Source organism: Actinophytocola algeriensis, from assembly GCF_014203735.1.
Taxonomy (GTDB): Bacteria; Actinomycetota; Actinomycetes; order Mycobacteriales; family Pseudonocardiaceae; genus Actinophytocola; species Actinophytocola algeriensis.
The window spans coordinates 262,335-289,006 of the sequence record NZ_JACHJQ010000007.1 but is presented as its reverse complement, the minus strand read 5'-3'; the positions used below and the strand labels follow the sequence as shown (position 1 = coordinate 289,006).

The following is a 26,672-nucleotide window of genomic DNA, read 5'->3' as shown; positions in this document are numbered from 1 at the left end:
GCGATCAGTCAGGAACAGGGTCTGATCAATTACGCCCGTTCCCACGTGGCCGGGGAACCCCTGATCGGTTCAAATCTCGGTATCGATAGGGGAACACCTAGAGTTCGAGGAGCATGCGGCTGTTCCCCAGGGTGTTCGGCTTGGCGTAGGGCAGGTCGAGGAACTCGGCGACACCCTCGTCGGCGGAGCGGCGCATCTGCTCGTACACCTCGGCGCTCACCGGGGTGCCGTCGATCTCGACGAACCCGAACCGCGCGAAGAACTTGGTCTCGAAGGTCAGCACGAACACCCGCTGCAGGCCGAGGTCCCGCGCCACCGCAAGCAGCCGCTCGACCAGCAGCCCGCCGATGCCGAGGCGCGCCGTGTCCGGCAGCACCGCGATCGACCGGATCTCGGCGATGTCCTCCCACAGCACGTGCAGCCCGCCGCAGCCGACCAGTTCGCCGTCCACTTCGGCCACCCAGAACTCCTGCACGTCCTCGTACAGGGTGACCAGTTCCTTGGCCAGGAGCACTTTGCCCACGTACGTGTCGATGATGGACTTGATCCCCCGCACGTCTCCGACCCGCGCCCGCCGCACCACCACAACCTGCTCGCTCGCGGTGCTCGACTGTTCGCGTCGCTCCTCCGCTAGCACACCGTCTTCCCTCGTCGCGTGCTCGGCGCTCGTTCCTCGCGCCTGCGCGCGCTCCTCAGTCCAGACGGCGTCCGCTCCGTCGCTCTCGCTCACAAGGGCCCAACCTGCCACGTGAGACCCATCGGAGGCACATCGGGCCCTGGTGGCGGGAACGGCAGTTACCCTGAAGCACGTGTCAACACCACCACCGTCGCGCCGTGCCGCCCTGCTCACCCTCGGGTGCGCCCGCAACGAGGTCGACTCCGAGGAACTGGCCGGCCGTCTCGCCGCGGGTGGCTGGGAGGTCACCGACGGCACGGGTGCTGGCGCCGACGTCGTGGTGGTGAACACCTGCGGGTTCGTCGAGTCGGCCAAGAAGGACTCCGTCGACGTGCTGCTCGACGCCGCCGAGTCCGGCGCGAAGGTCGTCGCCGTCGGCTGCATGGCCGAGCGGTACGGCGCCGAGCTGGCCGAGAGCCTGCCGGAGGCGGCCGCGGTGCTCGGGTTCGACCACTACCCGAACCTGGGGGAGCGGCTCGACGACGTCGTCGCGGGCCGTGCCGTCGCCTCCCACCAGCCGGTGGACCGGCGCACGCTGCTGCCGATCACCCCGGTCGAGCGCAAGCCGGCCGACCTGTCCGTGCCCGGCCACGGCTGGGGCCCCCGGGTGGTGCGCAAGCGGCTCGACGACGCCCCGTTCGCGTCGCTGAAGATCGCCTCCGGCTGCGACCGGCGCTGCTCGTTCTGCGCGATCCCGTCCTTCCGCGGCGCGTTCGTGTCCCGCACCCCGGACGAGATCGTCGCCGAGGGCGCCTGGCTCGCCGAGCAGGGCGTTCGCGAGCTGTTCCTCGTCAGCGAGAACTCGACGTCCTACGGCAAGGACCTCGGCCGCGAGCACGGCGGCCCCGACGCGCTGTCGCTGCTGCTGCCGCGCCTCGCCGCGCTGCCCGGCATCCAGCGCGTCCGCGTGTCCTACCTGCAGCCCGCCGAGACCCGTCCCGCCCTGCTCAAGGCCATCGCGGGCACCGACGGCGTCGCCGACTACTTCGACATGTCCTTCCAGCACGCCAGCTCGACCGTGCTGCGCAGGATGCGCCGCTTCGGCGGCACCGAGTCGTTCCTCGCGCTGATCGACCAGATCCGCGCGCTCGCCCCCGACGCCGGCATCCGCAGCAACGTCATCGTCGGCTTCCCCGGTGAGACCGAGGAGGAGCTGGCCGAGCTGGAGCACTTCCTCACCGAGGCACGGATGGACGTGGTTGGTGTGTTCGGCTACTCCGACGAAGACGGCACCGAGGCCGAGAAACTCGACGGCAAGCTGGACCCCGCCGAGGTCGCCGCGCGGGTCGCGCGGGTCTCCGACCTGGTCGAACAGCTGACCACGCAGCGCGCGGAGGACCGCATCGGGGACGAGGTGCGCGTGCTGGTCGAACGCGACGACGAGGACGGGGTCGCCGGGCGCGCCGCGCACCAGGGGCCCGAGGTGGACGGCGAATGCCTGCTGCTCGACGCCGGTCCGGACGGCGCGGGGATCTCGGTGGGTGACTTCGTGGTCGGCAAGGTGGTCGAGTCCGAAGGCGTCGACCTGGTGGTGCGGCCGTTAGAGGTGCTCCGATGAGTGCCACGCCTGCCGACGGCACGACGCCGGCAGGAGCCGCGGGAGAGGCGCTGGGCCCACCCGCCGTGGCGCAGGTGCCACTCGTCAACATCGCGAACATCCTCACCGTCACCAGGCTGGCACTGGTGCCGGTGTTCCTGTTCGCCCTGTTCGCCGACGACGGTGTGTCGGACAGCTGGCGGATGGTGGCGTTCCTCGTGTTCGCCGTCGGGTCGATCACCGACTTCATCGACGGTCACCTGGCCCGCAAGTACGGGCTCGTCACCGACTTCGGCAAGGTCGTCGACCCCATCGCGGACAAGGCGCTCACCGGCGCCGCCCTCGTCGGTCTCTCCGCCCTCGGGGAGCTGCCCTGGTGGGTGACGCTGACCATCGCCGGCCGGGAGATCCTGGTCACGCTGCTGCGGTTCTGGGTGATCCGCTACGGCGTGATCGCGGCGAGCTACGGCGGCAAGGTCAAGACGTTCGCGCAGATCATCGCCATCGGCCTGTACCTGCTGCCGCTGCCCGCCGCGCTCGACCCGCTGCTGTGGGCGGGCATGGGCATCGCGCTCGCGCTCACCGTGATCACCGGCGTCGACTACGTGGTGCGGGCGCTCCGCCTGCGGGCCACACATGGGTAGGAACCCGCTCGCCGAGTTCGTCGGCGTCGACGCGGCGGAATTGGCGGACCTGGTCGGCGCGTTGAAGAAGAAGTACCAGACGGTCGCGACCGCCGAGTCCCTCACGGGCGGGCTGGTCGCGGCGGTGCTGACGAGCGTGCCCGGGTCGTCGGCCGTGGTCAGGGGCGGGCTGGTGGTGTACGCGACACCGCTCAAGCACGAGCTCGCCGGAGTCGACGACGAACTGCTCGCCGAACACGGTGCGGTGCACCCGGACGTGGCCGCGCAGCTGGCCGACGGGGCCCGCGTCACGTGCGGCGCGACCTGGGGCGTCGGGCTCACCGGCGTGGCAGGACCGGACCAGCAGGACGGGATCGAGCCCGGCGTGGTCCACATCGGCGTGTCGGGCCCGGACGTGGCGGAAGTGCGCACCATCGGTATCGACGGGAACCGCCACCAGGTCCGCGCGGGGGCCGTCGCGGCGGCGTTGGGCCTGCTCAGCAAGCTCGCGGACCAGCAGGACTAGGGCCGGGCTCGAGCAGGTCCGCCATACTTGAGGGAACACCGGGGCGGGTTCACTCGTTCGCCCTTGGCGTACGGACGGTGATGTCGCTGCCGATGATCGCGAGGTCTCGGTAACGTGTTCATCATGCCGGACCCTCCCGGTCCGGCGTAGTGATCTTGAAGGGAGGCGCGCGATGACCGTGCTGTTGCGCGAGGCGATCGGTGATCGGCTCCGGCACGCTCGCACCAACCAGCGACGCACGCTGCGTGAGGTCTCCCGAGCCGCCAGGGTGAGCCTTGGCTACCTGTCGGAGGTCGAACGCGGTCGCAAGGAGGCGTCGAGCGAGCTGCTCGCCGCGATCTGCGAAGCGCTGGACCTGCCGCTGTCGGTGCTGCTGTCCAACGTGGCGACCGACATCGGCGCGCTCGAGTCGGTCGAGCTGCCGGAGACCGCGGAGCGGGTCGAGGCGGACAACTCAGGGCCGCGCGCGTCTGCGTCTGTCGGCTCGGTGGAGGGTGGCAGGCTGGTGCCCGCCGTGGTCGGGGACAACCTGGCTGACCTGCGGCTGCAGCCGGTGCTCAGCCACCGGATGGAGTCCTCGTTGCAGGGGGCCGGGGCGATCTTCGCCGCGTGATCTCAAAAGCCGGCCCGGGCGACCTGGCTCGGCTTCATGCCCTGAAAGACGCTTTCGGGACGCTCAGCGTCCCGAAAGCGTCTTTCAGGGCATCGGTCTGCTGTGGTTAGGCTCTTGGGGTGACCGCCCTGATGTTCCTGCTCGTCGTGATCGGGTTGCTCGCGCTTGTCACGGTGCCGTTCATGATCATCAGCACCCGTCGTCAGCAAGCGGCCCTGCCGCAGTCTGTGGGTGGGCGGCAGCCGCTGCTGGGGAGTGCCGCACAGGTGTGGGTGTCGCGGGGGGAGCGGGTGCTGCGTGAGCTGACCGCTTCGCTCGGTGAGCAGCCCGGGTTCGCCACGCTGGCCGCCGACGCCACGCAGGTCGTCATGGAGTTGCGGGTCACAGCCGCCCAGGTGGCGGAGCTGGATCACACGATCTCGCGTATTCCGGTGCCCTCGCTGGAGGACGAGCGGGCCGCGCTGGCAGGCGCGATCGCCGAGGCCGACGGGGCACCGGCCCAGGCTGACCTGGTGCGGGCGCACCAGGCGGTGTCCGCGCGGCTCGCGGCGGCGGCCCGCCAGCGGGAGACCAGGGACGCGCTGCTCGCGAAGATGCAGGCGACCGTCATGGAGTTCGAGCGGGCCAGGGACGAGCTCGCGGAGCTGATCACGGGAGCGACCAGCGCGTTGTCGACCAACTCCGACGCGGCCGCCGACCTCACCGGTAGGCTCGACGGCCTGCGGGAGGGATTGGTCGAGGTGCGGCGGGCCACCGACCCTGAGATCGGTCCGGCCGGTCAGGGCCATCCCTGATCAGTTCCTGATTTATGCCGGGTTGAGTGGTGAGGACTGCCGCCCACCTGACACGATGGAACCCACAGTGATGACGGGGCGTTGCCATACCAACCGGTGACGGTGGGAGCGGCAGCCGGGGACACGAGTTACGAACTGCGACCAGCGCGGAGTAAGGCAGGCGGAGGAGATGGCCAACCCGTTCGTGAAGTTCTGGAAGTACCTCATGGCGGCCTTCTCGTCGAAGATCGACGAGCACGCCGACCCGAAGGTGCAGATCCAGCAGGCCATCGAGGAGGCCCAGCGGCAGCACCAGGCGCTCTCCCAGCAGGCCGCGGCCGTGATCGGCAACCAGCGTCAGCTGGAGATGAAGCTCAACCGGCAGCTCGGCAACGTCGAGAAGCTGCAGTCGTCCGCGCGTCAGGCGCTCGTGCTGGCCGACGAGGCGCGGAGCAACGGCGACGAGGCGAAGGCGACCCAGTACGAGCAGGCGGCGGAGTCGTTCGCCACGCAGCTGGTCACCGCCGAGCAGGACATCGAGGACCTGAAGACGCTGCACGACCAGGCGCTGCAGGCCGCGACGCAGGCGAAGACCGCCGTCGAGCGCAACGCGATGATGCTGCAGAACAAGCTGGCCGAGCGCACGAAGCTGCTGAGCCAGCTCGAGCAGGCGAAGATGCAGGAGCAGGTGTCCAAGTCGCTCAACCAGATGAGCGAGCTGGCCGCGCCCGGCAACACGCCCTCGCTCGAGGAGGTTCGCGACAAGATCGAGAAGCGGTACACCACCGCGCTCGGGTCCGCGGAGCTGGCGTCGAACTCGGTGCAGGGCCGCATGATGGAGGTCCAGGCCTCCACCACGGAGATGGCGGGCAAGTCGCGCCTGGACCAGATCCGCGCGTCGATGGGCGGCGGCGCCGCGCCGCAGGTCACCAGCGGCTCGTCGTCGAGCTCGGCCGCGACGCAGAACATCCAGGCCGAGATCGCGCAGCGCGTCGCGCAGGAGCAGAAGGCGAACCCGCAGGGCAACTGAGTCCTGGTGTGTTCGTGCTCGACTAGCAGGGGAGGCAGCGGATGGCACCGCGTGGCCGGGACATCTACCAGCTCACCCAGATGGTCGGGAAGTACCTCAACAACAACCAGATGAAGACGTCGGTCGTCGCGCAGGTGCAGGAAGCACTCGCGCGGCGACAGGACGAGAACGTGCGCATCGAACGGCAGCGCCGTCGCCTGGAACGCAAGCGGATGTGGGCGTCCCGGTGGGCGCTCGCCTGGGCGATCGTCTGCCTGTTCCTGGTCGTGTACGTGGCGATGGCCTTCACCGGCATGGTCGGCGAGGGCCCGGAAGCGTCGATGATCGCCGGTGGCGTGGCCGCGGTGGCCGCGACCGGCGCGCTGTCGATCCGTTCCACCCGCCGCATGGTCCTGCTGAAGCGGGCCCGCGAGGAGTTCGACCAGCAGCACAGGCCCGCGGTCGTGGCACAGGCCCGCCCGCCGATGCCGCCTCGCGAGTCCGCCGCCCACGAGCCGATGCAGCGGCTGGGCGAGGCGGAGGACGCACTGACCCAGCTGGTCCGCCAGCTGGCCGGCACTCAGGGCACCCCGGCGTCCGTGCCGCTCGAGTCGGTGGCACACGCGGAACAGACCGGTGCCGAGGCCGCGCAGGCACTGCGGGCGGTCGCGGCCCAGCTCGCGGCCGTCGAACTGGCCCGCGACCACGCGCCGCCCATGGAACGCGGCCCGCTCATCGAAGGCGTGCGGCGCCTGCGTGAACAGCTCGACGAGGGCCTGAACGGCTACCGCAGCCTCGTGGCGGCCGCAGGCCGCGTCGTGGCCGCCAGCTCGTCGCCAGGTCCGAAGCAGGAACTGGCCGAGGCCACCGACCACCTCGCCGGCCTCGCCGTCGCACTACGCGAGCTCTCGGAACACCACTGACCCCGGTCACCGGGCCCGGCGGTTGATCTCCCGCACCAGGCCAGGGCCGCGGTAGATGAAACCCGTGTAGAGCTGCACCAGTGACGCGCCCGCGTCCAGCATCCGCAGCGCGTCGTCCACGGAGTGGATGCCGCCCACGCCGATGATCGGCAGGTCGCCGCCCGTCTCCTTCGCCACGAACGTCACCACCTCCAGCGCGCGTCCCGTCAGCGGGCGGCCGCTCAGGCCGCCCGTCTCCGCGCCGCGGGCCTCGTCTACCGGGGCCAGTCCCGTGCGGGACAGCGTCGTGTTCGTCGCGATCAAGCCGGCCACCCGGTGCGCCGCGCACACCTCGAGGACCTCGCCGATCGCCTCGTCCGTCAGGTCCGGGGCGATCTTCACCAGCAGCGGCAGCGTCGTCCGCAGCTCACCGAGCAGCGTGTCCAGCGCCGCCTTGTCCTGCAGGCCGCGCAGGCCCGGGGTGTTGGGTGAGCTGACGTTCACCGCGACGTAGTCGGCGTGGGGCGCCAGCACCCGCAGCGAGCGCCGGTAGTCGTCGACCGCCTCGTCCACCGGGGTGATCTTCGACTTGCCGATGCTCACACCCAGCGGCACCCGCAACGGCCCCAACGCCGTCAGCCGCGCCGCGAGCGCCTCCGCGCCGCCGTTGTTGAAACCCATCCGGTTGATCACGGCCTCGCTCGCAGGCAGCCGGAACAGCCGCGGCTTCTCGTTGCCGGGCTGAGCGTGCCACGTCACCGTGCCGACCTCGACGAACCCGAACCCGAACGCGGGCCACGCCTTCAGCGCCCGGCCGTCCTTGTCCACCCCGGCCGCCAGCCCGACGGGGCCGGGGAACGGGATGCCGAACACGGTCCTGGGCGCGGCCCCGCCGAAGTACCGGCGCAGGCCGGCCACGGCAGGCGGCACGGCACCGAGCCGCGCGGTCATCCGCACCGTGCGCTCGTGCGCCACCTCGGCGTCGCCGCCACCCATCCGGAACAACGCCGGCCGCAGAACTCGCTGGTAGACCACCCGGCCATCGTTTCATCCCGCGACGGGGCCCGCGGCGTGACCATCGTCGCCGGTTCGCGGCAGGATGGGGGTGTGCCCGCCGACCTGGATTCCGCCGCAGACGAGCTGTACGCCGGTGCCCGCGAGGACTTCACGCCACGCCGCAAGGAACTGGCGAAGGAGGCCAGGACCGCCGGTGACGCCAAGCTGGCCGCCGCCATCGAGAAGCTCGCGAAGCCGACCACGTCCGCGCACCTCGCGAACCAGCTCGCCCGCGACCCGGACGCGGACGTCGACGAGGTCGCCGAGCTGGGTGACGCGTTCCGGGAGGCGCACGCGAACCTGGCGGGCGCCGACCTGCGTGCCCTGTCGCAGCGGCGCACCAAGCTCGTCAACGGGCTGGTGGCGCGCGCGGGCAAGCTCAACGGGTCGCCGCTGACCGAGGGCGTCACCCGTGAGCTGGAGGACATCTTCACGACCGCGATCGCCGACGCCGAGGTCGCGCGCGTGCTGATCGCGGGCAGGTTGGCATCGGCGAAGGACCTGGCCGCGGCCGCCGCGGCGTGGCCGTCCGCCGACCCGGCCGCGGCGACGGGCCTCGTGCCGAGGCGCGCGCCGAAGAAGCCGCAGAAGGAGCGGACCGCTCGCGAGGACGCCGAGCTGGAACGCAAGCGGGACGCGGCCCGGCAGGAACTGGACGACGCGCGGGGGGCGGTCAAGGAGGCCGAGGCCGACCGCAAGGAAGAGGAACGGATCCTCGCCGAGACGCAGAAGGCGGTGGACGCGGCGACCGAGAAGGTGCGCCGGATCAACGAGGAGCTGGACGCCGCCGAGGCCGAGGAGAAGGAGGCGCGCCGGCGCGTCGGGTCGGCGAGCCGGTCGGTGAAGGACGCCGAGCGCAGGGCCGGGCAGGCGTGGCGGCTCGTGCAGCAGGCCGAGCAGAAGCTCGACGAACTGGGCAAATGAAACAGGGGAAATAAAACAGCCCCCGGGCCGTCTCCTGCTTGCGCAGGCCCAGGGGCGGACTAGGTCCCTGAGAGCTCCGGGGGCTGGGTGACTGCCTGGTATTCGCCGACCACACCGCGCGTCTCCGGCACCGGCGAACCGGTGTCATGCCGTGTAGCGCGGCCGGCCAAACCATGTCCGTTTGGGTGGTCCTTAGCGGACAGCCACCTCACGAGTCCTATGGGAATTCACCGTTGGACCACCTCCTCTCTCGTGTACACCCGACATTACGGCCGAATGCGGGGACCGGCAAAGGCATTTCTCGCGATTCAACTCACGGCGTACTCGGGAACAACCGCGTCGCGATGCCGCGGTGACTCCCCCGTTCGGGTGAGGTAGATTCGACAGCCAACTACCAGTGGTCGCTGGACGCTCACCCGAAGGACACCAATGGGGTCCACCCTGCAAAGCGGTCACGGCCGGCTGGCTGTCGGGGCCGTCGTGGGGGCGATCACCTGCACGCTCTTCGCGCTCGGTGCGCTCGGTGGCTCGGACCGGCCGGAGCACGACCCGTCCGAGTTGGGCGCGGTGGAGCCGATCCCGCCCGCCTCGCAGTCGGCCGGTGCCACCGCCACCACCACGACGGAAGCGTCGTCTTCCGGGCCGTCGCGGGACGAGAGCACGACCACGACCACCACGACGTCGAGCACCACCACGACGACGACCGCGGAGTCCGAGCCGTCGGACGAGACGACGACGACCACCACGACGACGACGCGGCGGACCACGACGACGACGCCACCGCGCACGACCACGACGACAACGACCAGGTGCACGTCCCTGATCTGCATCGAGGACTGAGGACGGTCAGCCGTCCTGGACGACCCGCTCGTCGGTGTCGACGTCGGCCTCCGGGTCCAGGTTGTCGTCCACGTCGTCGTCGGTCCTGATCACCGGGCGTGGCCGGGGCTTGCTCATGCTGCGCAACACGCGCGCCAGCAACAGGTTCAGCGCCAGCGCCACCTCACGTGACCCCGGCGTGCCCCACGCGTGGATCGGCAGGCACGCGCCCTGTGCCTGCTGCACCGCGAGCCGGTCGGGCAGCGCGACCGGCATGACGAGGTTCCCGAAGTGCTCGCGCAGCTCCTGGATGCGGTACTGGTGCTCGTAGGACTGCGGCCGCACGCGGTTCACCACCACACCGAGCGGCGACAGCCCCGGGTTGTGCTCCTCGGCCACCTGCTCGACCGCCTCGAACGCGCGCTGCGCGCCGGACACGGCGAACAGCGTCGGCTCGGTGACGAGCAGCGCGCCCTGCGCGGCGATCAGCGCCGACTTGGTGAGCCTGCCCAGCGACGGGGGACAGTCGAGCAGCACCAGCTGGTAGGGCAGCTCGTCATCGGACAGCAGGTGCGCCAGCTCCTCCAGCGCCCTGGACAGCTTCTCCAGGCGCCGAGGGTCCGGGTCCTGGTCGTTGAGCAGCTCGAGGTCCTCCGAGCCGACCAGGACGTCGACCTCCTCGCCCCACCCGCTGCGCGCGATCGCGTCCCGGAGCACCGCGGGCCGCGGTGTCTCGAGCACGTCGGCGAGGGTCGCCTCCGTGTCGTCCGGGTCCAGCGTCGCGGTCGCGTTGCACTGCGGGTCGAGGTCCACCACCAGCGTGCGCGCGCCCCGGCGCTGGGCCGCCGAGGCAAGGCCGAGCACGATGGTCGTCTTGCCGACACCACCCTTGAGGCTGAGCACCGCCACCGTTTGCACGCTATGCACCCTACGGGGCCTACCCTTTCGAATCATGCGACCGGATGCAGTTCGACTCGCGCTCGACACCGAGCTGACCGCCGCGCGGCGCCGCCGCGGCGGCGAGCCACCGCGTGTTCTCGACGTTGGTGGAGGTAGCGGCGTTCTCGCGGTCCCGTTCGCGGCCGCGGGCTGCACCGTGACCGTCGTCGAACCGAACCCGAACGCGCTCGCGACGTTGTCCCGCCGCGCCGCCGACGCGGGCGTGGCTGACCGCATCACCGCGGTCCAGGCCGACAGCGACGCACTCGGACAGGTGGTGCCCGCGGGCTCGGCGGACCTCGTGCTCGCCCACGGCCTGCTCGAGGTGGTGGACGACCCGAAGAACACGGTCGCGGCGATGGCCCACGCGGTCGCGCCGGGCGGTGTGGTGTCGGTGCTCGTCGCCAACCGGACCGCCGCGCTGCTGCACCGCGCGGTCGCGGGACGGCTGGCCGAGGCGGCGGCACTCGCCGACGACCCCGCGGGCAGGCTGCCGGAGGAGTCGCTGCTGCGCCGCTTCGACACCGACGGCCTGGTGGCGCTGCTGACCGACGCCGGGCTGTCGGTGGAGCTGGTGCAGGGGCACGGGGTGCTCAGCGAGCTGGTGCCGGGTTCGGTGCTGCAACAGGACACCTCGGCGCAGGACGCGCTGGCCGCGCTGGAGCTGAAACTGGCTCCGGTCGCCCCGCTGCGGGACATCGCGGCCCGCCTGCACGCGGTCGCCCGCCGGGCGTGATCACCCGATCCGGTCGAACACGGCGGCGGCCCGCCCCGCGGTGCCCGCGGCCCGGCGGCCGGTGCTGACCAGCGCCAGGACCAGCACACCGGCGCCGAGCGCGAGCACCAGCCACCACACGCCCCGCGCCGAGTCGGTGAACACCGGCCCCGATCCCAGGATCGTCCCGGCGATCGCGACCCCCAGTGTGGTGCCGGTCTGCCTGCCCGCGGACGCGACCGACGCGGCCAGCCCCGCCATCGAGCCCGGCATGCCGGACACGGCCGTGTTGGTGATCGGCGGGTTGACGGTGCCCAGGAAGACGCCGAACAGCAGGTAGACCGCGAGCACGGCGGGCAGGGGGGTGTCCGGGCCGAGCAGGGCTGACGCGCCGCCGCCCAGGGCCAGCGCGGTCCCGGCGACCACCAGCGGCACGCGCGGCCCGTGCCTGCCGACCACCCGGCCGGTGAGCGGGGAGAGGACCAGGACCAGCACCCCGACCGGCAGCAGGCACAGACCGGCCGTCAGCGCGCTCATGCCGCGCACGTTCTGCAGGTACAGGGTGGTGACGAACAGGAACGCGGCGAACCCGCACAGGGCCAGCAGGGCCATCAGGATCGCCGAGCTGAACGGCACGCTGCGGAACAGCCGCAGCTCCAGCAGCGGGTCCGCGCGGCGCGCCTCGTAGCCGAGGAGACCGAGCGTGCCGAGTGCGGCGACCGCGAGCAGGCCGAGGATCACCGGTGACGTCCACCCGAGCGCGGTCGACTCGATGATCGCGTAGACGAGGCTGCCCAGCACCAGCACCACGAGGACCTGGCCGACCGGGTCGAACCGGCGCGCCCGCGCGGCGCGGGACTCCGGCACGAACAGGGTCGTGCACACGAGCGCCGCGGCCACGATCGGCACGTTGACCCAGAACACGGCCCGCCAGCCGAGGCCGTCGACGAGCGCGCCGCCGAGGATCGGGCCGAGCGCGAGCGCCAGACCGGACATCGAGCCGAACATCCCGATCGCTCGCGCCCGCTCGGCCGGCTCGGGGAACGTGGTGGCGACGATCGCCATGGCCACCGGGTTGAGCATCGTGCCGCCGACCGCCTGCAGCGCCCGCGCCGCGACCAGCCAGCCGATGTCCGGCGCCAGGCCGCACAACAGCGAGCCGAGCCCGAAGGTGACGAGTCCGATCCGGAAGACCCGCCTGCGGCCGAACCGGTCGGCCGCGGAGCCCGCCACCAGCAGGAAACCGGCCAGCACCAACGTGTACGCGTCGACCGTCCACTGCAGCCCGGACACCGTGGCGTCCAGGTCGCGGCGCATGTCGGGCAGCGCGACGTTGACGATGGAGATGTCCATGACCACGACGACGATGCTCGCGCAGCAGATCGCGAGCACCAGGAGCCTGCGGCGGCGACTGAGTTCCGGCACACCAGCACGGTAGGGATTGGTGTGCGCTACAGGTCAACTGCTTGACGACGAGCCGCCTGCCTCCGCAGGCCATCTCGACGGTCCAGTTGTCCTCGTCGGACGTTCTGCATGGTGTTGGTTTGTCCTCGCCGGACGGGCGTCCTGCCGGACGGGCCTCCTCGCCGGAGGGGCAGGTCTCTGGGATGGCTTGCGTTTGGCATCTTCGGTTCTTTGGCGAGGGACGGTCTGCCTGCCATCCCGTCGACCTCCCTGCGGGCTATCACACCGCGTCAAGAGGCCGGAGCTTTGGCAATCCTGTGCTTCTTGCAGGCCCCTTGGCACAGTGTGATCGGGCTTCGCCAGGTCGACGGGATGGCAGGCAGCCTCGGGGGTGGAGTGGGGCTTGCGCCCCCTCCTACGCGTGCGCCTTCACGTCGTTCGCGCCTTTCGTGGTTCTGGTGGTGTCCCGAAAGGCGCTTTCGGGGCGTTCAGCCTGGATCCACCGATGATCACGCTCCACTCACCACCCATTAGGCGCGTTGAGGACACGTGGGTTGTTGTGAAAGGCGCGTTGAGGGCATTGGCTGTGTCGTGAACGCGCCTTTCAGGGCATCGGCGGTGGCCGAAGGACCCGGCACACGTTGGTGGACACGGTGCTAGCAGTACGGGTCCAGGGAGATCGCGGTGGTCAGGAACATCCGGATCTCGTCGGCGACGCGACGCGCCGTGGCCACCTGCTGTTCGGACGCACCCGCGGTCGTGAGCGCCCACGCGTTGGCGTCGGCCTCGTCCGGAACGCGGAGCAGGCGTGCCCGTGCGAGGTCGGCCTCGTTGCCACGTGCGGCCCGGTACGCGTCGAGTGCTTCGTGGGCCTCGTCCCGCAGGGCTCGCTGCCTGTCGACCAGGTCGGCGATGTGCTGCTTCGCCCGTGCCTCGGCCTTCCGTCGCCTGCCCAGGACCAGCGCAGGCGGAACGACGACCAGCACGGCGGCACCGACGATCCACATCCAGTTCACGACCCGCATTCTTCCTGGACGCGGTTCGTCACTGATTCCGGTGCGTGGGTCAGCGTGCCGGGCCGGGCTTCTCACCGCGCTGGGTCAGGAGCGTCGCCGGGCGGATGGCGGCGCCGCCGAACTTGGCACGGGCCTCGTCCGCTGCCTGATCGGCGTCGCGCCAGCCGCGTTCCGGGGCGTCCAGCAACAGTTGCTGGCCGCCGGCCGCGCCTTCCTCCAGCTGTTCCATGCGCACGCCGATCAGGCGGATCGCGCCCGGCGGGGTCTGCTCGTCGAGCAGGCGGCACGCGGTGCGGTAGATCTCCTGCGTGACGTCCGTGGCCACCGGGAGGGTGCGGGAGCGGGTGATGGTCGTGAAGTCGCCGAAACGGACCTTGATCGACACCGTGCGGCCGCGTAAGTCCCGGCGGCGCAGCGTCGCCGCGGTGCGTTCGGACAGGCGCAGCAGCTCCTGCTTGAGCACCTCGCGGTCGGTGAGGTCGACCTCGAACGTCTCCTCGGCCCCCACCGACTTGTCGACGGACTCGGGCACCACCGCACGGTTGTCGTGGCCGTTGGAGAGCGTGTGCAGGTGCTCCGCCGCAGCGACCCCGATCGCCCGCTTCAGCCGTGCGAGCGGCATCGCGGCCACGTCACCGACCCGGTTCAGTCCGATCGCGGACAGCCGCTCCGCCGTCTTCTTGCCCACGCCCCACAACGCGGACACCGGCAGCGGGTGGAGGAAGTCGAGGATGTCCGTGCGCGGCACCACGAGCATCCCGTCCGGCTTCGCGAGCCCGGAGGCGAGTTTCGCCACGAACTTCGTCGACGACACTCCCACCGAACACGTGATGCCCCACTCGGCCGCCACCCGCACCCGGACCTGCTCGCCGATCTCACCCGGCGTCATCCGCAGCCGCCGCAGCGCACCCGCGACGTCCAGGAACGCCTCGTCGAGGCTGAGCGGCTCCACCAGCGGAGTGATCTCCCGGAAGATCGCCATCACACCGGCGGACGCCTCCGTGTAGAGGGCGAACGTCGGCGGTAGGAACACCGCGTGCGGGCACAGCCTGCGCGCGTGCGCCGTCGGCATGGCCGACCGCACGCCGTACGTCCGCGCCAGGTAGTTGGCTGAGCTGACCACCCCGCGCCCGCCGGTGCCCCCGACCACCACGGGCTTGTCGGCCAGCTCCGGCCGCTCCCTGATCTCGACGGACGCGAAGAACGCGTCCATGTCCACGTGCAGCACCGGGCAGCCGGTGTCGTCCGGCCACTGCCCGTCCCGCGCTTTGAAGCGATCCACCAGCCCGCGCGGCAGATCCCCACTCCGACCCATGCGGAGAGCTAAACAGAGCCCACCGACAATCGACGACCGCACGCCGGGACGAGGCCGGACGAGAGTCCCATTCGCTCGCACTCGCTCGCCCGAAACGGCTCCGTTCACGTGTGCGCCCCGTTATTCTCTCGGTGCGGTCAGTGATGGCAGGGGAGGCCACGATGACTATCGATCCGGAACAGCTGTTCGTCGACTACCAGGCGAAGCTCGACGACGTCGTGCGCAAGGCGGAGCAGGTCACCGCCGGACTGAAGGCCGCCTCGGTCACCGAGCGGTCCGACGACGGGCAGGTCACCGTCACGGTCGACGCGTCCGGCAACGTCACCGACCTGCGCATCGGCCCCGGCGGGCGGCAGGGGCCGGACCTGGCCCAGTCGATCATGGCCACCATGCGGCGCGCGCAGGCCAGGCTCGCCGACGCCGTCCAGCAGACCGTGCCACCCACTGTCGGCACGACCCTGATGACCGAGCTGGCCGACCAGTACCGCCGGACCTACCCGGCCCCGCCACCCGGACCACGCGACCCGCGGCGCACCATGCGCCTCGGTGCCGACCCGGAGGCGCCACCGCCGGCCCGGCCGCTCCGCAGGCGCCCGGCCCCCGGCGACGACACGGACTACTCGAACCGCGGGCTGCTGCGATGACCGACCCGCACGTGGTGAAGATCGATGCCGACATGCTCGGCACCCACCAGAAGCACCTGGCAGCCCTGGTGGACCGGGTCACCACGGCCAGGGACGCAGCAGGCACGACACTGTCGTCCGACGCGTTCGGCGTCTTCGGCGGAGGACTGGCCGCCGAATGCATCCAGTCGCAACGGGAGGGCGCGGACACCCTCCAGGTCACACTCGATGCGAGCATCGTCCACCACGACAACGTCGGTGCGTGGCTCAGGGACCTCACCACGAACGAGCTCGACCTCGTGGCGATGTTCCGGGTGATCGGAGAAGGCGATGTCTGACGGCAACCCGATCGCCGCCGCCGCGCAGGACAAGGTTTCGTGGGCCGAAGGCAGTGGGCTCGTGCAGGACGCCAAGGATCTCGTCGACCAGGTGTCCAGTGACCAGTGGGCCGCCGGACTGACGACCCTGCTCTCGGCCGGGTTGAACGTCCGGGATGCGATCCAGGACCCGATGGCCAAGCTCATCAGCATGGGCCTCGGCTGGGTCATCGAGTTCTTCGACCCGCTGAACGCCTGGCTGGACTGGCTGACCTGCGACACGGAGCAGCTCACCGTGGCCGCCGAGACGTGGTCCGGGATCTCGGCCGAGATGAGAACGGCGGCCGACGAACTGGACGGGTACTACAAGACGGACACCGCGGGATGGTCCGGCCCGGCCGTGGACCAGTACCGGATCTTCTGCGCCGACCGCGTCGACCTGTACAACGCGGCCGCCGGTGCGGCTGCCGCCACCGCCAACCTCGTCAACCGCAACAAGATCCTGCTCACCATGGTCCGCTCGATCGTGCGGGACCTGATCACCGAGGGTGTCGGCAAGGTGATCAGCATCGTTCTCCGTTACCCGCCGCCAGTGACCGTGGCGGCGTCCGGCGAGATCGTCGGGCAGGTGACCCGGACCGGCAATGCGATCGTCGACCTGGTGCGCAAGCTGCAGCAGGCGTTGAAGAACGCCATGCGGTTGCTGCGGCAGAGCAACAGGCTGTTCAAGGAGATCAGGGAGTCGATCAGGGATCTCAACGCGTTGACCACCGTGGTGTCCAGGCACACCAAGAGTCAGGCCAGGGCCATGGACGCCTACAACAAGTCCATGGACCTGATCCTCGACAATGCGAAGAACCTGCCGGGAGCCGCGGTGCGGCCGATGGCCAAGGAAGCAGTCGGCGGTCTGGCCGAGAAGGTCGGTATGGAGATCCTCAAGGAGCCGACGAAGTACGGGCAGGGCCGGGCGGACGAGACGGCACCCGAGCATCCGGCCGTCGAGAACGGAAAAGGGGACGGTATCTGATGGGCTGGTTCTCCCGTCGCCGCGAAGGGAAGCCCGCCGAGGGCGTGGCACCGACGCCGCAGGAGCTGTCGTCCGTTCCGCAGCGGAGCCGGCAGGCTGTGCGAGCGGCGGTCGAGCAGTGCGAGCGAGCGCAGGAGGACGAGTTCGTGCACGCGTGGCGGGAACTGCATGCCGTGCTGCAGACGTCGGCCGGTTCGCTGGAGGGTCTTCTCCGCGGCGCTCCCAACCCACCGGTCCGGCGCATGGTCCGGCTGACCACGGAGGAACTGTGGTCCACCTCCGAGCGGTGGCTGAACGCGCACGCGCCGACGACATCCGAGGACATGGGCCTCATGCAGCGAGCCCTGTGGGAGCGTGTCTCGTCGGCGATCGCCGTCTACGTGGAGACGGGTGATCAGGAGGCCCGGGAACGCCTGCTGCACCTGCCAGACGAGGTCGACGCGAGCGTGGACGGGCTCGAGGGTGGGCCGGCTTCGGAACGGCAGCTCCTCATGTGGCGGCTCGCCGCGGACGAGATTCGGGGGTTGGTGAACGACGCGCTCGTCAGGGGTGGTCAGCAGGTGTAGAGGCTGTTCGGGTGCACGCGTTCGCAGTTGCGGACGTGCAGGTGGTTGTCGTGGTTGGCGTACTGCGTGGTGAGGCCCTCGTCGATGAGGACCGGGTCGTTGAAGAAGATCAGCCGCACGTGGCCGGATGCGGCCGAGCGGATCGCCTGTACCAGCGCGCGGGTGGCGGCGCGGTCGTACGTCGCCGACTGCCACGTGATGCGGCCCGCGGTGCACTGGGCGTTGTCCGTCCTGATCGGCCACACGTCGATGTCGAGGCCGACCGCGTGGCTCGCGTGGCCGGGGATCGTGCCGCCGTGCTCGAAACCCGCGTCTCCCAACGGGATCTGGCCCTGGCCGGTCGCGGCGAAGGTCCGTGCGGCGCGTTCCAGCTGGCCGACCGACGCGGCCGTGGCCCAGTTCGCCGTGCCGTTGCCGTCCGGGTCCTTGTCGCAGAGACCCGCCGCCATGTCGGGATATCCGTAGTGCCACACCAGGTTCCGCCACGTCGTCGGGCCGACCACACCATCGACGCCGATGCCGGCATGGGACTGGAAGTCGCGCACCGCCGTCGTCACCGAGGCGTCGAACACGCCGTTCACCGGCAGCGACAGCCTGCGCTTCTCGTTCAGCTCCACCTGCAGCGCCCGCACCGCCGGGCCGCTCGCGCCCTGCCTGATCTGCGGCACCAGTGCACCCCACGTCGCCGGGCCGACGATGCCGTCCACCCCGAGCCCTTTCGCGGACTGGAACGCGCGGACCGCGGTGGTGGTCGCCGGACCGAACACGCCGTCGGCCGTGAGCGTGTGACCGTGGTGTGTCAGCAGGTGCTGGATCGCCGCCACGTCCGCGCCGCGGTTGCCCGCGCTCTGCGTGTGGAAGAAGGCGTTCGCGTAGGCGAGTGCCGGGGTGCCGGAACAGAACACGGCGAGCACGGCGAGCAGGGTCACGAGGACTCGACGCATACTCACGAACAGTAACGACTTCTCGTCAATAGTCCACGAGGTAACATTCCCATTCATGGTGCCCGTCGGCAGCCTGATCCTCCTGGTGGTCGTGGTGATCGCCCCGACGCTGCTGTTCTGGGTCATGCTGCGGGTGCCGAAGACCCTCGACGCGATCGGCGCGTACGTCCGGAAGCGCCGCCTCGGTCCTGCGCCGGCACATCCGCCCATCGAACGGCTCGCCGCCGACCTGCGCCGGGTGCACCGCACGCTCGCGGAGTTCCCGCCGGGCACGCCCGCCGTCCGGCGCCGGGCCACCCGGGAGGCCTACGACGCGCTGCTCGTCCAGGCCTGCGCCGCGGTCGACGTGCCGCACCGGCTCGACTCCGTCGGTGAGGGCATGGACCGCGAAGTCGAGCGCCTCCGCATCGAGGAGGCGCTGCGCGCGGCGGGCATCAGCGTCAGCTGAGCCGCGTCAACCAACCAGGGCGGGCAGCACCTCGCCCAGCGGGTCGCGCAGCACGATCGCCGCCATGTCGTCGTACGGCGTCTCCGACGCGTTGCAGATCACCACGGCCGCGCCTGCCCTGGCCGCGAGACCGACCAGCCCGGCCGCGGGCTGCACCGACAGCGAGCTGCCGACCGCGAGCATGAGATCGCTCGACAGCACGGCGTCGCGGGCCGCGGTGAGCACGCCGACGTCGAGCGGCTGCCCGAACGAGATGGTCGCCGACTTGAGGATCCCGCCGCACACCCGGCAGCTCGGGTCCGGGTTGCCGTCGGCCACCCGTTCGAGCGCCTCGCTCATCGGCCGGCGCTCGTTGCACTGCAGGCACACGGTCTCGCGCATCGAGCCGTGCAACTCCAGCACCGACTCCGACCCGGCGCGCTGGTGCAGCCCGTCGATGTTCTGCGTCACCAGCGACACCAGCCGCCCGGCCCGCTCCAGCCCCACCAGCGCCTTGTGCGCGTCGTTCGGCTCCGCCGACCACACCGGGTGCGTGAGCCGTGCCTGCCACGACGCGCGCCGCACCTCCGGGTCGTCGCGGTAGGCCTCGAAGCTCGACAGCCGCTCGGCTTTCGGGTCGCGGGTCCACAACCCGTTGGCCCCGCGGAAATCCGGGATGCCCGAGTCCGTGGAGACACCCGCGCCGGACAGCACGGTGATCCGCTTCGCCGCCGACACCACCGCGATGCCGTCCGCCAGCTCGTCCGGCTCCCTCACCAGCTGCCACCTCCGCCGCCACCGCCCCGACGACATTGCCGCCGCCGGAGTACCCACCGCCCGAGTATCCGCCGCCCGACGACCCTAGTGGGCGGCCGCCCACGCAAGAAGGTCGTCCGCGGACTTCGTGTTCATCACCCGTTCGGGTGGTATTCCGCATTCTTCGGCCCGCTCGCAGCCGTACGGCAGCCAGTCGAGCTGACCGGGTGCGTGCGCGTCGCTGTCGATCGTGAACACGCAGCCGATCTCCAGTGCGAGGCTCAGCAGGCGGCGCGGCGGGTCGAGGCGGTCCGGGCGCGAGTTGATCTCGACGGCCTTCCCGTTGGTGACGCACGCGGCGAACACGGCCTCGGCGTCGAACTCCGACTCCGGCCGCTGCCTGCCCTTCACCCGCCTGCCGGTGCAGTGGCCGAGGATGTCCAGGTGCGGGTCGGCGATCGCCGCCAGCATGCGGTCGGTCATCTCCTCGCGGCCCATCCGCAGCTTGGAGTGCACGCTGCCGACCACCACGTCCAGGCGGGCCAGCAGCTCCGGCAGCTGGTCGAGCCCGCCGTCGTCGAGGATGTCGACCTCGATCCCGGTGAGGATCCGGAACGGCGCCAGTTCGGCGTTGAGCTCGGCGACGACGTCCAACTGCCTGCGCAACCGCTCAGCCGACAACCCGTTCGCGACCGTGAGCCGGGGGGAGTGGTCCGTCAGGACCATCCAGTCGTGCCCCAGGAGGACAGCGGTTTCCGCCATTTCCCTGATCGGGCTGCCGCCGTCCGACCAGTCCGAATGGGTGTGGCAGTCGCCCCGGAGCTCGGCGCGCATGGCCTCTCCGCCGGCCACCGGCGCCAGCCCGCCCTCGAGCAGTCGTCGCAGGTAAGCGGGTGCCTCACCCCGTGCCGCCTCGGTGATCACGCCCGCTGTGGTGCGGCCGATGCCGGGCAGCGCGGTGAGCGTCCCCGCACGCAGGCGCTCGGCGAGCTCACCGTCGGGCAGCCCGGCCACCACCATGGCGGCCTTGCGGAACGCCTGCACCTTGTGGGTCGGCTCGGCCGCGCGCTCCAACAGGAACGCGATCTGGCGCAGAGCGATCGCCGGTTCCACTCAACCCACCCGGCGGGGTCGGTGCGGGCTCGTGACACACTCGCGAGTGGCCGGGTTTTGCTGATGCATACGACCATGATTCCGGATCGGGTAGTCGCGGAGCCTCGCGGCTCGTATCCTGGAGGAGACGCCCCCACCGCGGGGCGCCCGCCGGGTCCGGCGGCCAAGACCCGTGATCGCCCGGCGCTCGCGACCGCTGTGCCGGAGGAGGAACGAATGCCACTCTCCGAGCACGAGCAGCGACTGCTCGACCAGATTGAGCGTGCGCTTTACGCCGAGGATCCCAAGTTCGCATCCAGCGTGCGGGGTGCACGTCTTCGCCGCCCCTCGCGGCGTCGACGCCTGCAGGGCATCGCGCTGTTTGTGCTGGGTGTCGCCCTTCTGGTCCTGGGAGTCATCCTGCCGCTGAAGCCTGGCGGTGTCCCGGTAGTCAGCTTGCTCGGCTTCCTGGTCATGTTCTTCGGTGCGCTGCTCACGCTCTCCGCAATGCGAAATGGAACCGCGGAAGCCGAGGAGGGCGCTGAGGGCGGTGGCGGCGGAGGCTCGCCGAAGGCGCGCCGCAGCTCGTTCTCGCAACGCATGGAGGACCGCTTCCGCAAGCGCTTCGAAGACGGACCGTAACTGAACGATGACGGATCGTCGGGTGTCCTGCGACACCCGACGCTCTTTTGCGCGTGACCTCCGACGCAACTTCGATGACTTATCGCCGGTTACCAGTCACCATCGGCTATGGCTCTCGTCACAGCGATGGAGGTAGGCCGTGGCTTTGCGCATCCCGGAACACGCTCAGTGGGCACGTCTGTCAGAGCGGGTCGCCCAGCTGGCGCCGGAAGGTTTCGCCGGTGACCGGCTGAGGAACCTGTACGAGGGACGGTGGCAGGACGGCGGCGAGCGATCGCCCATGGTGTCCCCTGTGGACCAGTCCACGATCGGCCAGCTGTCGAAGGTCGACGAGCCCACCGCGCTGAAGGCCGTCGCGGCCGCGCACCAGCAGCACCGGGAGTGGGCCGACGTGCCGCTCGCCGAGCGCGAGGCCAGGGTCACCGCCGCCGTCGACGCGATGACCGACGCCCGCGACGACCTCGCGCTGCTGCTCGCGTGGGAGATCGGCAAGCCGTGGAAGCTCGCGTGCGCCGACGTGGACCGCGCGCTGGACGGCGTCCGCTGGTACCTCGAGAACATCGAGCAGATGCTCGCCACCGACGCGCACGGCCGTCCGTTCGAGCGGACCCCGCTGCCCGGCCCGGTGTCCAACATCGCGAGCTGGAACTACCCGATGTCGGTCCTGGTGCACGCCGAGCTGGTGCAGCTGCTGGCCGGCAACGCGGTGGTCGCGAAGACCCCGACGCAGGGCGGCGCGGTGTGCCTGACCGTCGCGCACGCGCTCATGAACGACGCAGGCCTGCCGGTCACGCTGCTGTCGGGCGACGGTTCGAAGCTGTCCGGCGCGCTGGTGCGGTCGATGGAGATCGGCGCGCTCGCGTTCGTCGGCGGCCGCGACAACGGCGGCAAGGTCGCCGCGCAGCTCGTCGACACCGGCAAGCGGCACATGCTGGAGCAGGAAGGCCTGAACACCTGGGGCATCTGGGAGTTCTCCGACTGGGAGAACCTCGCCGCGCACCTGAAGAAGGGCTTCGAGTACGCGAAGCAGCGGTGTACCGCCTACCCGAGGTTCGTGGTGCAGCGGGACCTCGTGGACTCGTTCCTCGCGACCTACCTGCCGGTGGTGCAGTCGATCAGGTTCGGGCACCCCCTCGCGGCGGATGACTCCGGTGACCTCCCGGCGCTGGACTTCGGCCCGATGATCTCCTCGGCCAAGGCGGCCGACCTCGCCAAGCGGGTCGACGAGGCACTGCACCACGGCGCCGTGCCGCTGTACCGCGGGTCGCTGGACCAGGGCAGGTTCCTGCCAGGGCAGGACACCTCCGCGTACGTCGCGCCGACCACGCTGCTCGCCCCGCCCGGCGCGGCTCGGCTCATGCACGAGGAGCCGTTCGGCCCGGTCGACACGATCGTCGTGGTGGACACCAAGGCCGAGCTGCTGGCGCAGATGAACGCGTCCAACGGCGCCCTGGTCGCGACCATCGCGTGCGACGACGCGGAGCTGGCGACCGAGCTGGCCGAGCACGTGCAGGCGTTCAAGGTCGGCATCAACAAGCCACGTTCGCGTGGCGACCGCGCGGAGCCGTTCGGCGGCCGCGGCGGTTCGTGGAAGGGTGCCTTCGTCGGCGGCGAGCACCTGGTGCACGCGGTCACGCAGGGCCCGGAGGACGAACTGCTGTACGGCAACTTCCCCGGCTACAACCGCTACCCGGCGGTCTAGTGTCCCGCGCCGGAAATGCGGTGATTGAGTCGGTGGATCCAGGTTTCTGCTGGCAAGGCGCCGGTTCGTCCTCGTACTGGGTCGTACTTGGGCGGACCGGCAACGCCGCCGGCAGGAAGCTGGGCCGCCGAATCAGATGCCTGATTTCCGGCGCGGGACACTAGCGGGGCGCGAGTGCCACCAGGTACCGGCAGGGCGTGTCCGTCTCGTTGACGAACACGCACGCCTGCGGCGGGCCCAGCTGGAGGCAGTCACCGGCCGCCATGTGGTGGTCGGTGGCGCCTTCGCGGAAGGTCAGCCGCCCCTCGAGGACCCAGATCTGCTGGTGCCGGTGCGCGTAGGTCGCCGCGGGGAACGCGACCCGCGCGCCGGCGGGCAGCTCGACCTCGACCAGTTCGAGCGGCCCGCCGGCGACGGGGGAGACGGCGCGGCGCGTGTAGCCGGTGTCCGGGTCGGTCCAGGTGGGCTGGTTCTCCTTGCGGGCCAGGCGGTTCTGGTCCTGCTCCGCCCGCGCGACCAGCTCCGAGAGCGTCATGCCCAGTGCCGCGGCGAGGCGGGACAGCAGCACGGCGGTCGGCTGGGTCTCGCCCCGTTCGATCTTGCTGATCATCGCGCGGGAGACACCGGAGCGGTCGGCGAGCGCGCCGCCGGACAGGCCGCGCGCTTGGCGGGCGGCCTGCAGTGTGGTGGCGAGCGCGGCGCCGAGGTCCGTCACGTCTTCACAATAGTGGATGCCGTGTCTACTATCTTCGACATGTTGGTGAGGGATGCGTCCGAGCCGGGGGACGCGGCGGCCTGCGCGGCGATCTACGCGCCGTACGTGCTGGACACGGCGATCACGTTCGAGCTCGACCCGCCGTCGGCGGCCGAGATGGCGGCCCGGATCGAGATCGCGCGGACGACACACGCGTGGCTGGTCGCCGAGGCCGGCAGCCGGGTGGTGGGTTACGCGTACGGCGGTGAGTACAAGTCCCGCGCGGCGTACCGGTACTCGTGCGAGGTCAGCGTGTACGTGGCGCGGGGCAGCCACCGCGGCGGTGTGGGCCGTGCCCTGTACACCGAGCTCCTCCAGCGACTGGCCGACCGCGGCTTCCGCGTGGCCGTGGCCGGCATGACGCTCCCGAATGACGCCAGCGCGGCCCTCCACACGAAGCTGGGCTTCGAACCGGTGGGCACGTACCGCCAAATCGGCTGGAAGAACGACTCCTGGCACGACGTGGCGTGGACCCAGCGCTCCCTGGGGTCAGCGGCGAAGCACTGAGCGCGGGAGGAGCTTGCCCCGCCAGCCGAGCGGGGAGCCGCGGCGGATGCCGTCCATGAGGTTGTCGTAGGCGGGGGCCAGGCCCGGGTCGGGCTGGTCCTGGCCGCCGTACCAGGAGCGTTCCACCTCGCCGACCACGGTGCGCAGCGCGCGCCTGCCGCCGTCGTCGAGGGAGTGCTCCCTGGCAATGCGGCGGGCGGCCGTGCGGACCGTTTCCGTGCGGCCGACCTCGATGCCGCGGTCCCGCGACTCGGCGATCAGCTCGTTCCACGCCGACGTCGCCGCGCCGGGACCGTTCGTGTGCACGTCGTGCCGGTGCGACAGCCGCCTGCGCTCGCGGACCAGGCCCGGGGTCGCCGCGAGCAGCAGCACCACCACGAGCGCCGCCAGCCACCACGACACCAGCGCGGCGCCGAACACCAGCGCCAGCGCCCACGCGAGGAGTGCGAACGGCAGCAACATGCCACGCCGCCGCGGTTTCCCGCGCGCCGCCGCGACCGCCGCCGTCAGCGCGACCGCGGCCAGTACCAGCGCCGCGATCGCCACCCACACCCACAGCGCGGTCGACTGCTGCTGCTGGTCGTTCCCGCCCGCGCCCGCCTCGGTGGTCTCCTCGTCCTCCGGCGTACCGGTCGGCGCGCTCGGCGCGGTCGGCACCTGGGACGTCTGGCCCGGGTTCTCCGGGTCGTCCTCCGGCCCGGACACCCCGGTGTCCGAGGCGTACGGCGGGTTGTAGGTCGTGCCATCGGACAGCGGCGTCGGGTCGAACGTCACCCAGCCGGCGGACGGGAAGAACACCTCGACCCACGCGTGCGCGTTCTGCGTGGTGATCGTCCGGTAGTCGCCGTTCGCGTAGCCGCCGGTGTAGCCCATGGCGACGCGGGACGGGATCTCCGCGGCCCGCAACAGGATCGCCATCGCCGACGCGTACTGCTCGCAGAACCCGGTCTTGCTGCGGAACAGGAAGTCCTCGAGCGCGCTGTCGTCGGAGCCGGACCCGGTCTCGGTGTCGTAGGTGAAGTTGTTGCTGGGGGCGAAGTAGTCCTTGATCGCGCGGACCTTCGCGTACGTGGTGGTCTTGCCCGCGGTCAGCCGCTGCGCGAGCTCGACGACCGACTGCGGGATCCCGTCGGCGCGCAGGTAGATCGACGGGACCTGGTCGGCCGCGGTGAACGGTCCGTCGCCCGCGAGCTGCTCCGGGGACGGCTCGGACAGGTCGGCCTGTTCGAAGTACACCGGCAGCGAGCGGCGGGACTCGCCGTAGACCATGCCGCTGTCGATGTCGTACCGCATGTCGTCCGGCAGCTCGCTCAGCCCGACCGGCACCCCGGCCACCGGCGCCCAGTAGTCCTTGGAGTTGATCGGCTCGATCCGGATCTCGGTGAGGTCGTCCCGGTCGGCGAGCGGCACACCGGGTGGGAGCGGCAGGTCGCCGTCGGCCGCGACGCCCTGCGGCAGCTCGCGTTCGTTGTCCCGCCGCCAGCCACCGTTGCGGTCGTACACGGGCAGCGTCATGGCACGCAGGTAGCGGGCGCGGTCGTCCTCCATGCCGGTCACCCGGAACAGCTCGACGTTGCCCTCCCGGTCGAGCATGCCGCGCAGCGAGGTGAACGGGTTGAGGCCGAGGCCGCCCTCGCCGCTGCCGTTCTGACCGCCGGGCAGCTGGCCGACCGTGCCGATCCAGGTGAACGTGGCGCCCGCGACCAGCGCGATCGCGACCGAGCCCGCGACCAGCGCGGCCGGTCCGCCGAGGCCGCCGGTGGTGCCCTGGACCGTCGGCCGGTTGCGCCACAGCTGGTGGCGGTGCGTGCCGTCGACCGCGAGCAGCGCCGCGAACGACAGCGCGCCGAGCACGAACGCCCACCAGGGCAGCATCTCGTCGGCGAGCGACGCGGGCACCGCGTACACGCACAGCAGCACCAGCCCGCACGCGGCCGGCGTGCCCGCGGACACGGCGAGCGTGTCGACGAGCACCGCCACGAGCCCGATCGCGATCACCACGAGGCACAGCACGGCCTGGGTCGCGGGCACCGGCGGCACCCCGGTCCGCACCACCTCGACCGACGTCTGCAGCACGCTGCCCAGCTCCGCGATCGACGCCGGTCCGGGCAGGATCCCGAAGATCCCCTCGTTGGTGAACAGCGCGACCAGCAGGCACATCAGCGCGAACATCTGCGCGAGGCCGACCAGCAGGATCGGGGTCCGCGCGGCCCGCAACCCGAGGCCGACGGCGGTGACCACGGTGACGGCGACACCCGCGTAGCCCCACCACCGCAGACCCTCGATGACACCGGCCAGCGCGAGCGCCGCGCAGAGCGTGGTGACGGCCGCGACCACCGGGGTCACGGTCATCGACCACTGCGCGGAGGTCAGCTCGCCACCGGAAGGCGGTGGCGGTGGCGGTGTGCCCCGGCCGCCGGAGGAACCCGCCGGTGGGCGGGTCGGGGTTGCTGTCGTCACGGTCGTGC

The 26,672-nt window shown here is 71.1% G+C and carries 29 protein-coding genes; 17 read left to right on the top strand and 12 right to left on the bottom strand.

Annotated features, from left to right (window positions below):
• Positions 1-97: 97 nt before the first annotated feature.
• On the bottom strand, positions 98-583 hold the full coding sequence (locus FHR82_RS46655; protein WP_311771402.1) for an amino-acid N-acetyltransferase: 486 nt from the start codon (positions 581-583) through the stop codon (positions 98-100).
• Between the two features lie 226 nt (positions 584-809).
• Here FHR82_RS46655 and rimO point away from each other — a divergent pair, with 226 nt between their 5' ends.
• The 7 genes from rimO to pspM all read left to right on the top strand — a co-directional run bounded on the left by rimO (position 810) and on the right by pspM (position 6,680).
• Positions 810-2,234 (top strand): 30S ribosomal protein S12 methylthiotransferase RimO, encoded by a 1,425-nt coding sequence (rimO, locus tag FHR82_RS32600; RefSeq protein WP_376706458.1) that lies wholly within the window; start codon positions 810-812, stop codon positions 2,232-2,234.
• Positions 2,231-2,857, top strand: coding sequence for a CDP-diacylglycerol--glycerol-3-phosphate 3-phosphatidyltransferase (pgsA, locus tag FHR82_RS32595; RefSeq protein WP_184814437.1), 627 nt, complete (start codon positions 2,231-2,233; stop codon positions 2,855-2,857). The genes rimO and pgsA overlap by 4 nt, the downstream gene beginning before the upstream one ends.
• Positions 2,850-3,362: a CinA family protein gene (locus tag FHR82_RS32590; RefSeq protein WP_184814436.1), complete on the top strand. Its 513-nt coding sequence runs from the start codon at positions 2,850-2,852 to the stop codon at positions 3,360-3,362. Before pgsA ends, FHR82_RS32590 begins: the two co-directional genes overlap by 8 nt.
• Positions 3,363-3,534: 172 nt before the next feature.
• The gene (locus FHR82_RS32585) at positions 3,535-3,975 is read left to right on the top strand and encodes a helix-turn-helix domain-containing protein (RefSeq protein ID WP_184814435.1); all 441 of its coding nucleotides are present in this window, start codon (positions 3,535-3,537) and stop codon (positions 3,973-3,975) included.
• Between the two features lie 119 nt (positions 3,976-4,094).
• The gene (locus FHR82_RS32580) at positions 4,095-4,769 is read left to right on the top strand and encodes a hypothetical protein (protein WP_184814434.1); all 675 of its coding nucleotides are present in this window, start codon (positions 4,095-4,097) and stop codon (positions 4,767-4,769) included.
• A gap of 169 nt (positions 4,770-4,938) precedes the next feature.
• Entirely contained in the window at positions 4,939-5,778 is an 840-nt protein-coding gene (locus tag FHR82_RS32575) for a PspA/IM30 family protein (RefSeq protein ID WP_184814433.1), read from the top strand.
• A gap of 41 nt (positions 5,779-5,819) precedes the next feature.
• Positions 5,820-6,680, top strand: a complete 861-nt coding sequence (gene pspM, locus FHR82_RS32570) for a phage shock envelope stress response protein PspM (RefSeq protein ID WP_184814432.1) — start codon at positions 5,820-5,822, stop codon at positions 6,678-6,680.
• Positions 6,681-6,686: 6 nt separating this feature from the next.
• Here pspM and FHR82_RS32565 read toward each other — a convergent pair whose 3' ends face one another.
• Positions 6,687-7,694 (bottom strand): quinone-dependent dihydroorotate dehydrogenase, encoded by a 1,008-nt coding sequence (locus FHR82_RS32565; protein ID WP_184814431.1) that lies wholly within the window; start codon positions 7,692-7,694, stop codon positions 6,687-6,689.
• 36 nt (positions 7,695-7,730) lie between these two features.
• Here FHR82_RS32565 and FHR82_RS32560 point away from each other — a divergent pair, with 36 nt between their 5' ends.
• Positions 7,731-8,639, top strand: coding sequence for a hypothetical protein (locus tag FHR82_RS32560; RefSeq protein WP_184814430.1), 909 nt, complete (start codon positions 7,731-7,733; stop codon positions 8,637-8,639).
• Positions 8,640-9,091: 452 nt separating this feature from the next.
• Here the strand turns inward: FHR82_RS32560 and FHR82_RS32555 are convergent, their stop codons facing one another.
• Together FHR82_RS32555 and FHR82_RS32550 are read right to left on the bottom strand one after the other, a co-directional pair.
• Positions 9,092-9,469: a hypothetical protein gene (locus tag FHR82_RS32555; RefSeq protein ID WP_184814429.1), complete on the bottom strand. Its 378-nt coding sequence runs from the start codon at positions 9,467-9,469 to the stop codon at positions 9,092-9,094.
• A gap of 16 nt (positions 9,470-9,485) precedes the next feature.
• Positions 9,486-10,376, bottom strand: coding sequence for a ParA family protein (locus FHR82_RS32550; protein WP_184814428.1), 891 nt, complete (start codon positions 10,374-10,376; stop codon positions 9,486-9,488).
• A gap of 34 nt (positions 10,377-10,410) precedes the next feature.
• On the opposite strand from FHR82_RS32550, the gene FHR82_RS32545 reads away from it, so the two are divergent.
• A complete protein-coding gene (locus tag FHR82_RS32545) occupies positions 10,411-11,133 on the top strand; it encodes a class I SAM-dependent methyltransferase (RefSeq protein ID WP_184814427.1) in 723 nt (240 codons plus the stop codon).
• Here FHR82_RS32545 and FHR82_RS32540 read toward each other — a convergent pair whose 3' ends face one another.
• The 3 genes from FHR82_RS32540 to FHR82_RS32530 all read right to left on the bottom strand — a co-directional run bounded on the left by FHR82_RS32540 (position 11,134) and on the right by FHR82_RS32530 (position 14,847).
• Positions 11,134-12,537 carry an MFS transporter gene (locus FHR82_RS32540; protein ID WP_311771372.1) on the bottom strand — a complete coding sequence of 468 codons (1,404 nt, stop codon included), beginning with the start codon at positions 12,535-12,537 and terminating at the stop codon, positions 11,134-11,136.
• A 635-nt stretch (positions 12,538-13,172) separates the two neighbouring features.
• A complete protein-coding gene (locus tag FHR82_RS32535) occupies positions 13,173-13,532 on the bottom strand; it encodes a hypothetical protein (protein WP_184814426.1) in 360 nt (119 codons plus the stop codon).
• Between the two features lie 49 nt (positions 13,533-13,581).
• Complete coding sequence (locus tag FHR82_RS32530; RefSeq protein ID WP_184814425.1) at positions 13,582-14,847, bottom strand: DNA polymerase IV; 1,266 nt, start codon at positions 14,845-14,847, stop codon at positions 13,582-13,584.
• Positions 14,848-15,008: 161 nt separating this feature from the next.
• On the opposite strand from FHR82_RS32530, the gene FHR82_RS32525 reads away from it, so the two are divergent.
• From FHR82_RS32525 to FHR82_RS32510, 4 genes are read left to right on the top strand one after another with little or no spacing between them, the layout of a single operon-like run.
• Positions 15,009-15,491: a YbaB/EbfC family nucleoid-associated protein gene (locus FHR82_RS32525; RefSeq protein WP_184814424.1), complete on the top strand. Its 483-nt coding sequence runs from the start codon at positions 15,009-15,011 to the stop codon at positions 15,489-15,491.
• On the top strand, positions 15,488-15,808 hold the full coding sequence (locus tag FHR82_RS32520; RefSeq protein ID WP_184814423.1) for a hypothetical protein: 321 nt from the start codon (positions 15,488-15,490) through the stop codon (positions 15,806-15,808). Before FHR82_RS32525 ends, FHR82_RS32520 begins: the two co-directional genes overlap by 4 nt.
• Entirely contained in the window at positions 15,801-16,814 is a 1,014-nt protein-coding gene (locus FHR82_RS32515) for a hypothetical protein (protein ID WP_184814422.1), read from the top strand. Before FHR82_RS32520 ends, FHR82_RS32515 begins: the two co-directional genes overlap by 8 nt.
• Positions 16,814-17,380 carry a hypothetical protein gene (locus FHR82_RS32510; RefSeq protein WP_184814421.1) on the top strand — a complete coding sequence of 189 codons (567 nt, stop codon included), beginning with the start codon at positions 16,814-16,816 and terminating at the stop codon, positions 17,378-17,380. Before FHR82_RS32515 ends, FHR82_RS32510 begins: the two co-directional genes overlap by 1 nt.
• Here FHR82_RS32510 and FHR82_RS32505 read toward each other — a convergent pair.
• Positions 17,368-18,324 carry a penicillin-insensitive murein endopeptidase gene (locus FHR82_RS32505; protein WP_184814420.1) on the bottom strand — a complete coding sequence of 319 codons (957 nt, stop codon included), beginning with the start codon at positions 18,322-18,324 and terminating at the stop codon, positions 17,368-17,370. The genes FHR82_RS32510 and FHR82_RS32505 overlap by 13 nt on opposite strands.
• Positions 18,325-18,379: 55 nt before the next feature.
• Between FHR82_RS32505 and FHR82_RS32500 the strand changes: the two genes are divergently transcribed.
• Complete coding sequence (locus FHR82_RS32500) at positions 18,380-18,772, top strand: hypothetical protein (RefSeq protein WP_184814419.1); 393 nt, start codon at positions 18,380-18,382, stop codon at positions 18,770-18,772.
• A 6-nt stretch (positions 18,773-18,778) separates the two neighbouring features.
• Here the strand turns inward: FHR82_RS32500 and FHR82_RS32495 are convergent, their stop codons facing one another.
• Both FHR82_RS32495 and FHR82_RS32490 read right to left on the bottom strand, forming a co-directional pair.
• Positions 18,779-19,564, bottom strand: coding sequence for an SIR2 family NAD-dependent protein deacylase (locus tag FHR82_RS32495; RefSeq protein ID WP_184814673.1), 786 nt, complete (start codon positions 19,562-19,564; stop codon positions 18,779-18,781).
• A 48-nt stretch (positions 19,565-19,612) separates the two neighbouring features.
• Entirely contained in the window at positions 19,613-20,620 is a 1,008-nt protein-coding gene (locus FHR82_RS32490; RefSeq protein WP_184814418.1) for a PHP domain-containing protein, read from the bottom strand.
• Between the two features lie 216 nt (positions 20,621-20,836).
• Here FHR82_RS32490 and FHR82_RS32485 point away from each other — a divergent pair, with 216 nt between their 5' ends.
• Positions 20,837-21,241 (top strand): SCO2097 family morphological protein, encoded by a 405-nt coding sequence (locus tag FHR82_RS32485; RefSeq protein WP_184814417.1) that lies wholly within the window; start codon positions 20,837-20,839, stop codon positions 21,239-21,241.
• A gap of 139 nt (positions 21,242-21,380) precedes the next feature.
• On the top strand, positions 21,381-22,943 hold the full coding sequence (locus FHR82_RS32480) for an aldehyde dehydrogenase family protein (RefSeq protein WP_311771371.1): 1,563 nt from the start codon (positions 21,381-21,383) through the stop codon (positions 22,941-22,943).
• Between the two features lie 160 nt (positions 22,944-23,103).
• On the opposite strand, the gene FHR82_RS32475 is transcribed toward FHR82_RS32480, so the two are convergent.
• Positions 23,104-23,658, bottom strand: coding sequence for a helix-turn-helix domain-containing protein (locus FHR82_RS32475; RefSeq protein ID WP_184814416.1), 555 nt, complete (start codon positions 23,656-23,658; stop codon positions 23,104-23,106).
• A gap of 39 nt (positions 23,659-23,697) precedes the next feature.
• Between FHR82_RS32475 and FHR82_RS32470 the strand changes: the two genes are divergently transcribed.
• The gene (locus FHR82_RS32470) at positions 23,698-24,204 is read left to right on the top strand and encodes a GNAT family N-acetyltransferase (protein ID WP_184814415.1); all 507 of its coding nucleotides are present in this window, start codon (positions 23,698-23,700) and stop codon (positions 24,202-24,204) included.
• Here the strand turns inward: FHR82_RS32470 and FHR82_RS32465 are convergent.
• Positions 24,187-26,664, bottom strand: a complete 2,478-nt coding sequence (locus FHR82_RS32465) for a transglutaminase TgpA family protein (RefSeq protein WP_184814414.1) — start codon at positions 26,662-26,664, stop codon at positions 24,187-24,189. The two genes, FHR82_RS32470 and FHR82_RS32465, sit on opposite strands and share 18 nt — an antisense overlap.
• Positions 26,665-26,672: the final 8 nt, after the last annotated feature.